At 33.9% G+C, this 13,387-nt stretch carries 12 protein-coding genes and 1 pseudogene; 3 read left to right on the forward strand and 10 right to left on the reverse strand.

From position 1 onward, the window contains the following. Positions 1–26: 26 nt before the first annotated feature. Together N4270_RS16545 and N4270_RS16550 are read right to left on the reverse strand one after the other, a co-directional pair. Complete coding sequence (locus N4270_RS16545; RefSeq protein ID WP_260098467.1) at positions 27–746, reverse strand: DUF3307 domain-containing protein; 720 nt, start codon at positions 744–746, stop codon at positions 27–29. Continuing rightward, a complete protein-coding gene (locus N4270_RS16550) occupies positions 740–1,342 on the reverse strand; it encodes a transcriptional regulator (protein ID WP_260098468.1) in 603 nt (200 codons plus the stop codon). Before N4270_RS16550 ends, N4270_RS16545 begins: the two co-directional genes overlap by 7 nt. Before the next feature lie 206 nt (positions 1,343–1,548). Between N4270_RS16550 and mscL the strand changes: the two genes are divergently transcribed. Then, positions 1,549–1,989: a large conductance mechanosensitive channel protein MscL gene (gene mscL, locus N4270_RS16555; protein WP_260098469.1), complete on the forward strand. Its 441-nt coding sequence runs from the start codon at positions 1,549–1,551 to the stop codon at positions 1,987–1,989. Positions 1,990–2,030: 41 nt separating this feature from the next. On the opposite strand, the gene N4270_RS16560 is transcribed toward mscL, so the two are convergent. The 8 genes from N4270_RS16560 to N4270_RS16595 all read right to left on the reverse strand — a co-directional run bounded on the left by N4270_RS16560 (position 2,031) and on the right by N4270_RS16595 (position 9,742). Further along, positions 2,031–2,438 carry a DUF2452 domain-containing protein gene (locus N4270_RS16560; RefSeq protein ID WP_260098470.1) on the reverse strand — a complete coding sequence of 136 codons (408 nt, stop codon included), beginning with the start codon at positions 2,436–2,438 and terminating at the stop codon, positions 2,031–2,033. Positions 2,439–2,862: 424 nt separating this feature from the next. Next, positions 2,863–4,056: a PD-(D/E)XK nuclease family protein gene (locus N4270_RS16565; RefSeq protein WP_260098471.1), complete on the reverse strand. Its 1,194-nt coding sequence runs from the start codon at positions 4,054–4,056 to the stop codon at positions 2,863–2,865. Between the two features lie 130 nt (positions 4,057–4,186). Next, the gene (locus N4270_RS16570) at positions 4,187–6,370 is read right to left on the reverse strand and encodes a DNA/RNA helicase domain-containing protein (RefSeq protein ID WP_260098472.1); all 2,184 of its coding nucleotides are present in this window, start codon (positions 6,368–6,370) and stop codon (positions 4,187–4,189) included. Continuing rightward, positions 6,367–6,696, reverse strand: coding sequence for a nucleotide pyrophosphohydrolase (locus N4270_RS16575; RefSeq protein WP_260098473.1), 330 nt, complete (start codon positions 6,694–6,696; stop codon positions 6,367–6,369). The genes N4270_RS16570 and N4270_RS16575 overlap by 4 nt, the downstream gene beginning before the upstream one ends. A 550-nt stretch (positions 6,697–7,246) precedes the next feature. Further along, complete coding sequence (locus N4270_RS16580) at positions 7,247–7,534, reverse strand: DUF2188 domain-containing protein (RefSeq protein ID WP_260098474.1); 288 nt, start codon at positions 7,532–7,534, stop codon at positions 7,247–7,249. Positions 7,535–7,618: 84 nt separating this feature from the next. Further along, positions 7,619–8,533 (reverse strand): hypothetical protein, encoded by a 915-nt coding sequence (locus N4270_RS16585; protein ID WP_260098475.1) that lies wholly within the window; start codon positions 8,531–8,533, stop codon positions 7,619–7,621. Beyond that, the gene (locus N4270_RS16590; RefSeq protein WP_260098476.1) at positions 8,520–8,948 is read right to left on the reverse strand and encodes a hypothetical protein; all 429 of its coding nucleotides are present in this window, start codon (positions 8,946–8,948) and stop codon (positions 8,520–8,522) included. The genes N4270_RS16585 and N4270_RS16590 overlap by 14 nt, the downstream gene beginning before the upstream one ends. 128 nt (positions 8,949–9,076) lie before the next feature. Next, positions 9,077–9,742, reverse strand: coding sequence for an HAD family phosphatase (locus tag N4270_RS16595; RefSeq protein WP_260098477.1), 666 nt, complete (start codon positions 9,740–9,742; stop codon positions 9,077–9,079). Positions 9,743–10,049: 307 nt separating this feature from the next. Here N4270_RS16595 and N4270_RS16600 point away from each other — a divergent pair, with 307 nt between their 5' ends. After that, complete coding sequence (locus N4270_RS16600) at positions 10,050–11,456, forward strand: MATE family efflux transporter (protein ID WP_260098478.1); 1,407 nt, start codon at positions 10,050–10,052, stop codon at positions 11,454–11,456. A 232-nt stretch (positions 11,457–11,688) separates the two neighbouring features. Then, a pseudogene (locus N4270_RS16605) lies at positions 11,689–13,387 on the forward strand (hypothetical protein); the annotation flags it as partial.

Raw genomic sequence — 13,387 nt, forward strand, 5'->3', positions numbered from 1 at the left:
CTGAATATTGGGTGCTGAAATAAGGATTATAGCATGGTGATGAGTGTGGTGTACACCAAACCAATCAGCATGGCCATTCCAAAACTAATCAATGTACCAATAAGGACGTATTCGGTCAGTTTTCGGTCTTTGGCTCGTGATAAATCACCAAATCGGAATATAGACTTGGCCGCAAGTAAAAAACCAATACCTTCCCAAAATCCGAGGACAACAAACAGAAACACAAAGAGCCGTTCCAGAATGCCAATATAAGTACCAGCGTTTTTTAGAGCCTCTTTTTTAGCGCTTTTATCTTCAATTTTCCATTTCGAAATAATGGTTTTCATCACAATGGAAGCCATGGTTGTGACGCCAATCAGGCAAGCCATAAGCAATAAGAACTTATTGTAGTTTAGGGTCTCTAATTGCGATAGGTAAGGAGTGTAGATGTTGACCACCACAGCAATAACCAGGAGGTGTGCCAGTTGGTCTAAGGCAAAAAGCCACCGATTATTGTTGCTGTTTCTAAAATGGAGTTTTAAAACATCAATCCCATAATGGCTCAGGATAGTGATTATAAATCCGAGCCAATAGCTGGTATCAAACCCTAAGACTACCGCCAATGCAACGGCATGCACTGCTACATGGTAATATAAAAACTTAGATTTGTGCTTATGCTTGTTTTTGTGTTTGACCCATGTTACGGGTTGAAATAAAAAATCACCAATAAGATGCGCCAGAATGAGTTTAATAAAAAGAATTAGCATAAGCTTTGAATTTGAGATTCGTAATAGGCGAGGAGTTTAGAAAGTTCGTCATAACCACCACGTTTTAATCCTTCACTAATATTACTTTGTGATTTTTGAAGTTTTTGAGCAATCGCTTCCTGATTTAATGTTGGGTATGTTAAGGTATATTTTAGAATCGTTGAGGTTGCAGGTTTCCATTGATCCATAACGAGTAATGCCAGTTCAAGCATTAAATTAAGTTGGTAATCAAAGGTTTCGGAAGGCGATTTCACAGCTAATGTGTGCTTTTTTAACTGTTCAAAACACAGTCCCGAATTCACAAAAGCACTACCGTTAGATTCTGTTATTTTTTCAGAAGCATAGCGCTTTTCGCCAATGCCTATGGCAAGTCGCACATCGTTATGCTTAAATTGTTTGATGGATGCTTTAATTAAAAAAGCAGCTTTTAAAGCTTCCTTTGGTGACACTTCTAGTTGAAAACTATCACCACGATAAATTTCCCAAGATTTGGGCTCATTGCCAAAAAGATTAAGGACAGCTTTCAGTTCGTTGAGCCACTCCTGAGGTGCTGTTTCTCTAGAATTGATAATATCTCCTGTTATAATTGCGACCATGGTTTATATACTGTAAAATTCAAATATATCATATTTTTAGCAGATAATAAAATATATCTGCTTTTTTACAGATATTTAGATATATCGGTTTTTTAAACGATATTGTAATAACTGCGGAAACACGTTAAAAATTGCTGTGATAGCGCTTTTGGATGTCTTAAAAATCGATTAGTTTTAGGGGTTCAAAAATCTAAAAATTAAAGACAATGAAGTTATTAAAGGAATTCAAAGAGTTTGCCGTGAAAGGGAATATGATGGATATGGCTATTGGGATCATTATAGGCGCAGCATTTAACAAAGTTATCGATGTATTGGTCAAAAAAGTATTTATGCCACCTTTGTCATTAATGACTGACGGACTCGAATTTCAGGATAAAAAATACGTGTTGAGAGAGGCGGTAGTGAACGTTAGTGGCGAAGAAACTACAAAAGAAGTAGCTATAGAATACGGCGTATTATTTGAAACCTTTTTAGATTTTCTAATTGTTGGCGTCACGGTGTTTATTGTGGTAAAAGCGATGAATCGTTTACGAGATAAAGCACAGGATCCTAAAAATAAAGTAGTAAAAACCCCAAAAGATATTGAGTTACTTGCCAAACTCAACGATTTAATGGAAGAGCAAAACGCCCTTTTAAAGAAGCAATAGAGTATGAATATCTATTGGCGGTATCCAAAGGAGAGCCCTAATTAATCGTCTACTTTTTTCCAGACAAACTCACTATCGAGTTCAAAACTGCCTATAAAGTCAAAATGACAATCGGAAGGCGCAATAATCGACAAAAAAGGCTGCTGTTGTTTATCGCGATACAGGTGATAAGTTTCACCAACAAGCGGTTCAAAATTATAGCGCGAATTATACACAAGATTGTTGTGTTCTAATGCGGTCATCATCCGCTCATATTCGGCTTTAAGCTCCAGGTACTTGGCTTTAATTTGCTTATTTGCCTTGTTGATGTTTCTATTTTTCCAGGTCGAATTATCGGTTACCTGGATAGAAGGCGCACCAACATTGGTGGCATAAGGTTTTAAAGCAGCGTCATAACGTTGCGTATCTTCATTAAATACAATCTGGTCTGGTTTTTTGTCTTCCGACATGGCAAAATTCTTTTTTACAAAGATAGAGCACAGAATTTATTCATATCAGTTAATAGGCTACTTTTTTTATGGCGAGTTTTGTTGTTCTAATATGCAAATTGTAATACCTCATATGATGAATGCTGATACACTACTATTTATTTTAACTTGTTTGGCTATAGTGCTAACGATTGCTTGGGCTATAAGTGTTGTGAATTCTAAGCGTTAGTTTACAAAAGTGTATATAGTGTACCTAGGTTTCCTTCGGCTTTGCTATAGGCTTGGTTTGATCCAGAAGTCCCTTTGTTAGTATTAGATTGATGCGCTTTGTGATTGTTTTGTGTGCGTATGATTTCAATAGTTTAAGATTATTAATACAACAAAACTAAGACCTCTTTTTTTTGTGGTTTCTAGGTATTAATGATTTTGGGGAGCTATCTAATATTTACTTGGTTTTTTGATTAAGAAAGTAATGAGTATGATAAGTTTCAACAAAGTTTTTAGTTTCATTTGAAATAGAATTAACCATTTGTTCAAAATAATTGGCATCACTACTAAGTTTTTCAAGAATCCTAGTGCTTGTTAAATTTAAGGGATTGCCTTCCGTAGTTTTAAGGTAACGTATTATTGGCCAAAAAGAATTTAAGCGTCTGTCTCCATCAGAAATAGCATTGTATTCTCTTTTTTTGTCAAGAATACCTATAAACATTCTTCCTTCAGTATTGCCTTTTCCAGAAAAAGATTCTATCCCAAATTGTACATTTTTATCATGGAGTTCACCGGAACTAAGCCATAGTTGTGAATAGTTACTGTTTATGTCATTACCTAGGCGAGCATTTACTGGTAAAGACATCTGGTTGATTTTTTTTAAAACAGCAAATCTTAATTTTTCTCTAACTGAATTAACTGCTTTTTGATAATTCGCATGAATGTATTTAGCTTCATCTAAATTTTCTAAAATAAGTGTATTAAACTGTTTCTCTAATTTGTTATCCATTGTATGCGTTAGTTTTTTTAATACAATTTGATATTGCTTTATAGATGTTTCAATAATAGAGCCTTGGTCGACAACACTCAAGCATTGCTCTAACCAATTTAAAATTTCATTAGAATATGATATAATGTGATAATCATCAATTGTCAGTAAATGAAGGCTGTTTTTTGAAGGTTTATCACCGAATAAGTTTAAATAATACAACGATGATTTTCCTTTATTGAATAAACTATATCTATACATCTGTTTTGGTTGGTCGCCAGCATGTATTTTATTTTCTATGGTGATGGTTTTTCCTGAAGGAAACAAAATTAAGATATCAATAAAACCTCCATTCTCATAATCTTTTGAGATGGTACCTAAATGATATTCAGCTTTAACTAATACTTGGTTTAAGTTTTCGTTTGTATAATCATAGCCAATTTCTTTTAAAAACAAACCTAAGAACTTTGTACCATGATAATGATTTCCTTTTGGATTTAATAATGCAACTAGCATACCTGAATGCGTTTTAGTTTCATTAGTTTCCATGTTTAGAATAGAAAATATATTAAAGTCTTCACCTTTAGCTTTGATTACTTTAAGATGCGTGTTGATTATATTCTTAGATGTGTTTAATAGAGTTTCTAGTTTTATGTAATCCATACATACAAGGGGTTGCCGAAATCTGTTTTTACAAACTACTTTTTATGTTTTTAAGATTAATGTCATATAAGTTGTTGCCTATGATATTATCAATCTCAATTATTTTGGAGTATTTTTAAGTATAAGTTTGTTAAATAACACATACGAAAACTCCAAATATATTTAATTCCCTTAATTCATCTTCTGACAATATTATGTCATCAAATCTGTCATCAAAAGATTTAGGACTTAAAGTTATAAATTCATGTCTCCAGCCCTCATGGTTAACAGTTTTTTTACTTTGATAATGTTTAACTGTAAATCCTGAACCATAATCTTTGTCTTGAATATTGTGGTGTTGTACCAAAACTATTTTTCCGTTTCTAGATCCGCCAGGATCTTTTTCGAATAAACAGTAAGAGCCACTAGGAATAATTTTATTCATAGATTCACCTACTACTTTACATACAAAATAATTTTTTTTTGTTGAAATATGATTAGGTAATTCAATCCATTTGAAGTTAGAAACGATTTGTAAATCGCTAAATTCCCCTGCAGCTACAGATAAATCTAATAATGGAACAGAATTAACAAAAGGTATTACATCATTCTCGTCAATAAACCTAAATTTTAATTTTTTTTCAAATGAAGGAATGTGCTTTTTGAAATAGTTATTCAAATTTTCATCGCAAGCATAAATAAAAGTTCCTTTTATACCTCTAAACATCAGAGTTTTATATATGTTAATAATGTAATTTTTTAACTCATCTAAATCACTAATACCCTTTTTTCCGTTTTTATCGTAATATTCTTCTTTATTTATTTCAATACTGTTTGTAAGATTATTGAAATAAATTTCATTTCCAAAAATGATACCTGTGTAGTTCAAATCATAACCTTGCGTAGTATGTATGCAACCAACCTCATTAAAAGCATTCTTAGAATTTATCCAATCTTTATCTGTATTATTCCATTGAAATTCTAAATTGTCAATTTTGATGTCTACTTTGTCTTTATCATTTTGAGATTTCCATGGCCAAGAATAACCAGCAACTAATCTTGATAATCCACATTCTTCTTCTTTCTTTTTGAGTTCTTCATATAAATCATTCAAATTGTCAAAAACTCTTAAATCATAATCTTCTGATGCATAAAAATTTAATTCTTGGTTTTTTAAATTTAATAAATCATCAACAAATGTTATATAATCGTTACCTCCAATCACTCTCATTTGCGATTTAAGTTCAATAACAGAAGTGTTTGTTTTATTTAATAAGTTTTTAAAGTTTTTAGGTCCTATATCAGAAGGTTTAACTGATTGTGCTGAATCATAGAATAAAATTTGATTTTTACTATTAGCTATAATCCAATCTAATTCGTTACCTGTATCATCTAACCCTAATTTTCTATTGTTCTTTTTAAAAACACCCATCCAACCAATGTTCTTGTATTGTCTTAGTCTATGTGCTTCGTCAACAATTAATAAATCATAGTATTGTTTAAATGTGTCTGAAGGGCTTATTACCATAGAAGCTTTTAATCCTGGAATCTTCCTGAAAACATTTTTTAGTGTTTCTCTGAGAGAAGTCATGGCTATAACAAGGCCAATTTTTTTATCGGGGTATTTTAGTGAAAAATTCTTTATTAAATTTATCTCATGAATTTCGTTTTCATTTAGGTCTTCTAAATTAGAATCTAGTTCATCTGAATTTAGTAATTTGATAAAATAGGTAGCTAATATAGTTTTTCCAGTACCAGCACTTCCTTTTACGAATATCATATTAGTTTCATTGATAACTAAAGCATTTAATATTTGTATAACCGAATTGTATTGATCTTCGTTTAATGATTTATATGGAGAATATTTAAATAATTCTGTGTTTTCAATTTCAGAAAGAGATTTACTTATGATTTTTTTTTCAATAAGTTTATTCCAAACTTCTTTAAACAAATCTTTATATAAATCTTGCTGATAATAATTATGATTGATTAACCCGTAATTGCCATTTTGTAATTTGTAAGTTCCTTCTGAAGATATATATTGAATTAGTTTAGATTCAATATCAAGTGTGGCTGATTTGTTAAACTTATCAGAGCCAATAATGGATATTTTTTTTAGATTGGACTTTTTGGGATTAGATAAATGATTTTTTATTCTATTTGCAGCATTTGTAGATTCTCCAACATACGCAACTCTTGTAAATTGGTTTTGAATAAAATAGACTAAAGGCCATTTGTTTTTTACCCAAGTATTTGATTCTATTTTTAGTAAAGATTCTTTATTAAAATCATATTGTTCAGAAACTTCAACAGATAACTCAAACGATAAGCTCATAATTCATTATACTTTTTTGAATTTCCTTTAGCTTTTTCTATAGGGTATTTTTTGTTATTTAGTCTTATTTTTTTCTGTATGATTTTTGATACATCTAAGTCATGTTTTTCTGCTAGAAGTAGGCAAAATGATAGTACATCAGCTAACTCCTCTTCTAATTTTTCTTTTACAAAATCTTCATTTTCTTTCCATAAAAATAATTCTAATAATTCACCAGCTTCAATGTTTATAGCTAAAGCCAAATCTTTAGAGTTATGAAATTGTTTCCAATCTCTTAAATTTCTAAATTCTATAAGTTCTTTAATGAGATTACTTATTTCAGACATATTTTTAGTATTTCGAATAATATTAAAAAATAACTAATACAAATTCAATTAGTACTACATAATCAAATTGGGAGAGTCTAAATATAAAAACTTTATTGAGGCGGAGGAAGTAAAAAAGCGTAATAATCTATAAAATGATTACTTTTAAATAGCGTAACCGAATTTTAGATTCAAATCGCTTAGCACCAAAGTGTAGTTCCTAACGGACTGGATCCCTCAAGGCAATGGCTTTGGTGTTTTTTTCTAGTCGACTTTATAACGCATCTAATCCCAATACCCAATACCCAATACGATTAAGACATACAACACTATTGAAGATATGCACAACGGTTAGGTAATAGGTCAACGGCATCAGTTTTAGTACGTAGTAATACCAAGACAAGGTCAAGTAGTGGGTAGTGGAGCATCGCCTAGCGAAGCGTTTGCGATGCGCAGGAATGAGCTTGTAGCTAGGTTTTCAAGAACTAAAAGTGCAGCCTATATTTTTTTGTATCTTTTTTTAGCAATGAAAAAAAGATTTATAAAACACATAAGCAACTAAAAATCACAATCAATCACGATAACTTACCCGATCCCGAATCCCACCGCTTTCACGATGAATAATCACATCAGCCTTATAGCGTTTCGCCAGCGTCTTAGCTTTATTAATGGCGGTACTCTGTTTACGGTGTTTGGAAGTAATACGTTTATTACCTTCACGACGAACAGCCCAACCATCTTCATAAGGCACCACATGCTGATGCCAGGTGCGTTTTCTGGTAGTATCATGACCAAGCGCTTTTAGGATCGCTTGAATCAGGTTTTGAATGGAATCTACTAACGTGTTTTTATCAGACATAAATGCAGCAATATATGTCTATAAATATATAAAATGCCCTTATAATTCAATAAGCAATCAAAATTAAGTTTTAGTTACAGTTGTTTAATTGGAACCAAATGACATTGTGACCTGAAAGGTCAATGTGTCAAAATCCTGATTGTCCAAACCAGCAAATGGATCTGCACCTTTATTAATATTGTAGCCTAAGGCTATTTTATTCTTTTTATTGATTACATAGGCCAGTCCAAATGAAAATGTTCGTTTCGGATTTAGTCTCAAATCAGTATTCCCGATTAATGGTGTTCGTAAATCCATAACGTAAGTTGTATAGATGATTTCCGGTTGGTCTAACCAATTGTTCAATATTCCATAAAATGGAAAAGCACTTATTGAAAAATTGGCTTTTGCCATTAAGACGTCTTCATCGCCACCAATATAGCCCAATCCCAAATTATAGTCCCATCTAAAACTCAAAAGTCCATCCTTTTCACCGTTAAAGCCTAAAAGAGGAATGGCACCATCAACAAAGAAGATGTGTGTTGGTCTAAAGTCTTCGTATTTTAATCCTAAATGTGCCTGAAATGCTTTTGTTTTATTGACAAAATCTTGAGAGTACTTAACATTTTCACTAACAATATATTGACCTTGAGTATCGTCGTAATTATTGGCTATAATCTGAGATGCTGTAATGCCAATTTGTTGTACATCCTGTTTTTTATTAATTAAGGTGTTTTTTTGAACCTCATAGGCTATTCCTAGAGTGTAGGAGAATGTGTTTGTACGTTGTCTTAAGTATTCGATTTCCAAAAAACCGTTGATTAAATATGAATCTGCTATGGTATCGTTATTGGGAAACGTTGCAATCACTTGTGCAGGATTAGATTTTGTAAACTTATTCTGGGAGGATTGTCCCAAATTTATGCTTATAGACTGAGGCGCTTTTTGTTCTGTGTTGTCTTGTGCATAACAAACTGAAACGCACAATATAAGCACTAAAAATATTTTATATGTTTTCATAATCCTCGACTATTAAATGAACCAAATCCTTAACGGTTTTACACTGTTTTACCTTTGATAGTGAAACATGCGGTATGGGCTTGCCGGGTTTCGTACTATGGGTAAGTTTTGTCAAGACCTTCTGACAACGTTGCCTAAGACCATAAGTTGAATTTATGAATGGGTCATTCATTTTGAGATCATTCTTAAGATGAGACATCATCTTAAAAGGAAAGTTCATATTGCGATAATTTGCGGTCTCCTTATCTAAATTTTCAAATACAAAATCATTGGCTTTACCATCTTCCTCAATTTCCTTAATGATATCATGAATGATTTTTATAGTCTTAGGATTAGAGGTAATTCCCATCAAATGCTTAAGCCCTTTTAAAAGCACCAAAGCTTCAGATCTATCTACTTCAAATTCAATTTTCATAATCTTGTGTTTAATTTGTTAATGTTCAAATATAGCGGGTGGCACCAAATCAAACCATACCCAATACTGGGTAATTCTAAAAGAGATTTTTAGACTTTAACCAACAAAAATTTTAAGAAGTAAAGTGATTAAACCACAGCCAGTCTTCTTTCTAAATTAGCAAAGGTGATTTCCTTAAAATTTGAAATTACGATATCGGCTTTGCTGTAATCTTGATCTTCACTATGCAAACTATCATATCCAACACAGTAAATTTTTGCTGCTTTAGCTGCAGCAATTCCGTTTGTAGAATCTTCTATAACAAAGCAATCTTTTGCATCATAACCAGATAATTCGGCAGCTTTGATGAAAATTTCAGGATGCGGCTTAGAAGCTTTTAAATCGGCACCACTAATTTTAGCTACAAAATACTGATCCAAATCAAAACGTTCAAAAATACGATTGATATTAGCCATTGAAGCCGAAGAGGCTAGAACTAAAGCCATATCATGACTATGATAGTCTTTAATTAGATCTAATACACCATCTAAAAGTTGTAATGCGGTATCGTTTTCAAAGAGGTTTTTAAAGTGATGACGTTTAATATCTACTAAAGTTTGTGGACCAAGAGGTAATTTAAAATGCTCGATGAGTTGTTTACAAATTTCTAATGTGGATTGTCCGGTGAACGAAGCGTACAAGTCTTCTGAAACAGTAATATTGACATCACTAAACATTTGGTAATAAGCTTTGTGATGTAGAGGTTCAGAATCTACGATAACGCCGTCCATATCAAATAAGGCAGCTTTAAACATATTGGTTGAATTAATTAGCGAAACGAATATATATAAATGTGTATTGATAATCAATACTTTCGGCAGACAATTAACGGTTCATTGGATTATTTGCACTTATGTTCGGTGAACTGTTATATTTAAGATCAAAGAGCCCATAAAAAATCCTCAGATTTAGAATTCGTTTTGAAATATGAAAAATAATTTCCATCTTTGACGTCTTATGATTGTTTAAGTCCACACTTCGCGATACATCACTTTAAGTGATTCTCAAAAATAGCCATCAGCTTTTCAGCTTTTGGTAGTCTGTATTTTATAATTTACAATCATGTCAAAACCAACTATTTCAATTACAAAATTATTCAATTACTTTAAACAAGCGGTTTCAGGTAAAGAACAAGAATTTACTTCAGGTAGCATTCGAAAAGCAGTATTTATGCTCTCTATTCCTATGATTTTAGAGATGCTTATGGAATCTATTTTTGCTGTAGTAGATATATTCTACGTCTCTAAAGTTAGTGTTAATGCTGTCGCCACAATTGGACTCACCGAGTCTGTAATTACGTTAGTGTATGCTATAGCCATTGGGCTTAGTATGGCAGCAACGGCTATAGTCGCAAGGCGTATAGGAGAAAAAGATAAAGAAGGCGCATCACAAGCAGCGGTTCAGGTGATCTTTTTAGGCGTCTTGGTTGCTGCAATTATTAGTGTATTCGGAATTCTGTTTCCGAAGGAAATTTTAGCACTTATGGGCGGAGAACCCGATTTAATTGCTGAAGGTTATGGCTATACTCAAATTCTATTGGGTGGAAATGTGACCATTATGCTCTTGTTTTTAATCAATGCAATTTTTAGAGGTGCTGGTGATGCATCGATGGCGATGTGGACATTAATTCTCTCTAATGGATTAAATATCATCCTGGATCCTATGTTTATTTTCGGATTTGGACCAATTCCTGCCTATGGCGTTGAAGGTGCAGCCATTGCTACAACTATAGGTCGTGGCTCTGCAGTGCTTTTTCAACTCATTGTTTTATTTTATGGCTGGAGCAGAATTAAAATCAGATTTAAAGACCTTGTCTTAAGAATAACGGTCATGATCAACCTGATTAGAGTGTCACTTGGTGGTATTGGCCAGTTTTTAATCGGAACCTCTTCTTGGGTGTTTTTAATGCGTATTATGAGTGAATTTGGTAGCGAAGTCCTCGCTGGGTATACCATTGCGATTCGTGTGATGATGTTTACTTTTATGCCTGCATGGGGAATGAGTAACGCGGCAGCTACCTTAGTCGGTCAAAATTTAGGAGCCAAACAACCTAAACGTGCCGAACAATCCGTGTGGAAAACAGGTCAATATTGTGCATATTTTATGGCAATAGTTTCTGTGGCTTATTTGGTTTTCGCACCACAAATTATTTCTTGGTTTACTCAAGAATCTAATGTGGTTGAAAACGGAAGCCTTTGTCTAAGAGTTGTTGCTGCAGGTTATATTTTCTATGCCTACGGAATGGTGGTCATCAATTCATTTAATGGCGCAGGAGATACCATGACACCAACAGTTATCAATTTTGTGTGTTTTTGGCTTTTTCAATTGCCTTTTGCTTACCTTATGGCTATCACTTTAGATTACGGACCTGTAGGTGTGTTTTTAGCCATTGTTTTAGCGGAAGTTTTAATTGCTATCATTGCTATCATTTGGTTTAAGAAAGGCCATTGGAAATTAAAACAAGTTTAAAGCTTTGTTGTATTGTTTTTCTTACATTATGATCTTAAAAATCAACAATTAAAGACTTTTTTGGTGTTTTGGCGAGTAAATAGTTGAGTCAAAGAACTTTGCTGTATTTTTATATATTCCCTCATTTGATTAATAGCCATTTAGTAATAACCAAATTTAGCATGTGATTAATGTTTTCTTCCTATGGAGAAAACGTATGACTATGTCGAATTTACTTAAAAGGATATTGACAATGAACGGAATACGCATAATAGTGCAAGCAATAGTATTTTTCTTTTTAGGAATTTCAGCCACGTTTGCGCAATCTGGAATTTATGAGAGCTATGCTATTTTAGATAGTGGCTCAGGAAATGTCTATTACGATTTACAAGCCACTACAGGAAACATAGATTTTGAAGGCACTAACCTAGGAAATTTTAGTTGTGATGGTGCATTAATTCTAAATGGTGCCCAAAACAAAGTCTATAAATGTGATACCGACGATATTACCAACGGATTTCTTAACTACCGCATATATTTAACCTCTAGTACACCACCACCTTTTACAGATAGTGTTTCATTGCCTTTTTTGAGTAACGATTTACCATCAGGGCAATGTGCGCCTGGAGAAACCAATCAAACATGGGAAGAAAGCGGAGCAAATATCAATATCATAAGTGGTTTAGCTCTGGGAACCTACTATATTGAAGTCTATACAACAGCCGATTATACTTTTACTGCTAGTGGAGGTGGAGCAGGAACTCATTTTGCTCACAATGGTACCTTAAATTATAAAGCGACGTTTTCTGTCGTAGATACAACAGCACCAACACCAGATGCCGTTAGTTTATCAGATATCACAGCGGAATGTGAAGTAACGAGTTTAACCGCACCAACAGCAACGGATAATTGTGGTGGTACCGTGACAGTCACTCATGATGCGACGCTGCCCATTTCAGGAGAAGGGACAACAACGGTTGTGACTTGGACTTACGATGATGGCAACGGCAACACATCCACACAAACTCAAAATGTAATTATCGATGATGTAACAGCGCCAACACCAGATGCCGTTAGTTTATCAGATATCACCGCGGAATGTGAAGTAACGAGTCTAACCGCACCAACAGCAACGGATAATTGTGGAGGCACAGTGACAGTGACTCATGATGCTATATTACCAATTTCAGGAGAAGGGACAACAACGGTTGTAACTTGGACTTACGATGACGGCAACGGCAACACATCCACACAAACTCAAAATGTAATTATTGATGATGTAACAGCACCAACACCAGATGCCGTTAGCTTATCAGATATCACTGCGGAATGTGAAGTAACGAGTTTAACTGCACCAACAGCAACGGATAATTGTGGAGGCACAGTGACAATCACTCATGATGCTACATTACCAATTTCAGGAGAAGGGACAACAACGATTGTGACTTGGACTTACGATGATGGCAACGGCAATACATCCACACAAACTCAAAATGTAATTATTGATGATGTAACAGCACCAACACCAGATGCTGTTAACTTATCAGATATCACCGCGGAATGTGAAGTAACGAGTTTAACCGCACCAACAGCAACGGATAATTGTGGAGGCATAGTGACAATCACTCATGATGCTATATTACCAATTTCAGGAGAAGGGACAACAACGGTTGTGACCTGGACTTACGATGACGGCAACGGCAACACATCCACACAAACTCAAAATGTAATTATCGATGATGTGACAGTACCAACACCAGATGCTGTTAACTTATCAGATGTCACCGCGGAATGTGAAGTAACCAGTTTAACCGCACCAACAGCGACGGATAATTGTGGAGGCACAGTGACAGTCACTCATGATGCTACATTACCAATTTCAGGAGAAGGGACAACAACGATTGTGACCTGGACTTACGATGATGGCAACGGCAACACATCCACACAAACTC

This window comes from Psychroserpens sp. SPM9 (assembly GCF_025153525.1).
GTDB lineage: Bacteria > Bacteroidota > Bacteroidia > Flavobacteriales > Flavobacteriaceae > Psychroserpens.

What these genes read in the sequence shown, in the direction of transcription:
- N4270_RS16545 (WP_260098467.1), bottom strand. Translation starts at nt 746, where the DNA reads ATGCTAATTCTTTTTATTAAACTCATTCTGGCGCATCTTATTGGTGAT.
- N4270_RS16550 (WP_260098468.1), bottom strand. Translation starts at nt 1,342, where the DNA reads ATGGTCGCAATTATAACAGGAGATATTATCAATTCTAGAGAAACAGCA.
- mscL (WP_260098469.1), top strand. Translation starts at nt 1,549, where the DNA reads ATGAAGTTATTAAAGGAATTCAAAGAGTTTGCCGTGAAAGGGAATATG.
- N4270_RS16560 (WP_260098470.1), bottom strand. Translation starts at nt 2,438, where the DNA reads ATGTCGGAAGACAAAAAACCAGACCAGATTGTATTTAATGAAGATACG.
- N4270_RS16565 (WP_260098471.1), bottom strand. Translation starts at nt 4,056, where the DNA reads ATGGATTACATAAAACTAGAAACTCTATTAAACACATCTAAGAATATA.
- N4270_RS16570 (WP_260098472.1), bottom strand. Translation starts at nt 6,370, where the DNA reads ATGAGCTTATCGTTTGAGTTATCTGTTGAAGTTTCTGAACAATATGAT.
- N4270_RS16575 (WP_260098473.1), bottom strand. Translation starts at nt 6,696, where the DNA reads ATGTCTGAAATAAGTAATCTCATTAAAGAACTTATAGAATTTAGAAAT.
- N4270_RS16580 (WP_260098474.1), bottom strand. Translation starts at nt 7,534, where the DNA reads ATGTCTGATAAAAACACGTTAGTAGATTCCATTCAAAACCTGATTCAA.
- N4270_RS16585 (WP_260098475.1), bottom strand. Translation starts at nt 8,533, where the DNA reads ATGAAAACATATAAAATATTTTTAGTGCTTATATTGTGCGTTTCAGTT.
- N4270_RS16590 (WP_260098476.1), bottom strand. Translation starts at nt 8,948, where the DNA reads ATGAAAATTGAATTTGAAGTAGATAGATCTGAAGCTTTGGTGCTTTTA.
- N4270_RS16595 (WP_260098477.1), bottom strand. Translation starts at nt 9,742, where the DNA reads ATGTTTAAAGCTGCCTTATTTGATATGGACGGCGTTATCGTAGATTCT.
- N4270_RS16600 (WP_260098478.1), top strand. Translation starts at nt 10,050, where the DNA reads ATGTCAAAACCAACTATTTCAATTACAAAATTATTCAATTACTTTAAA.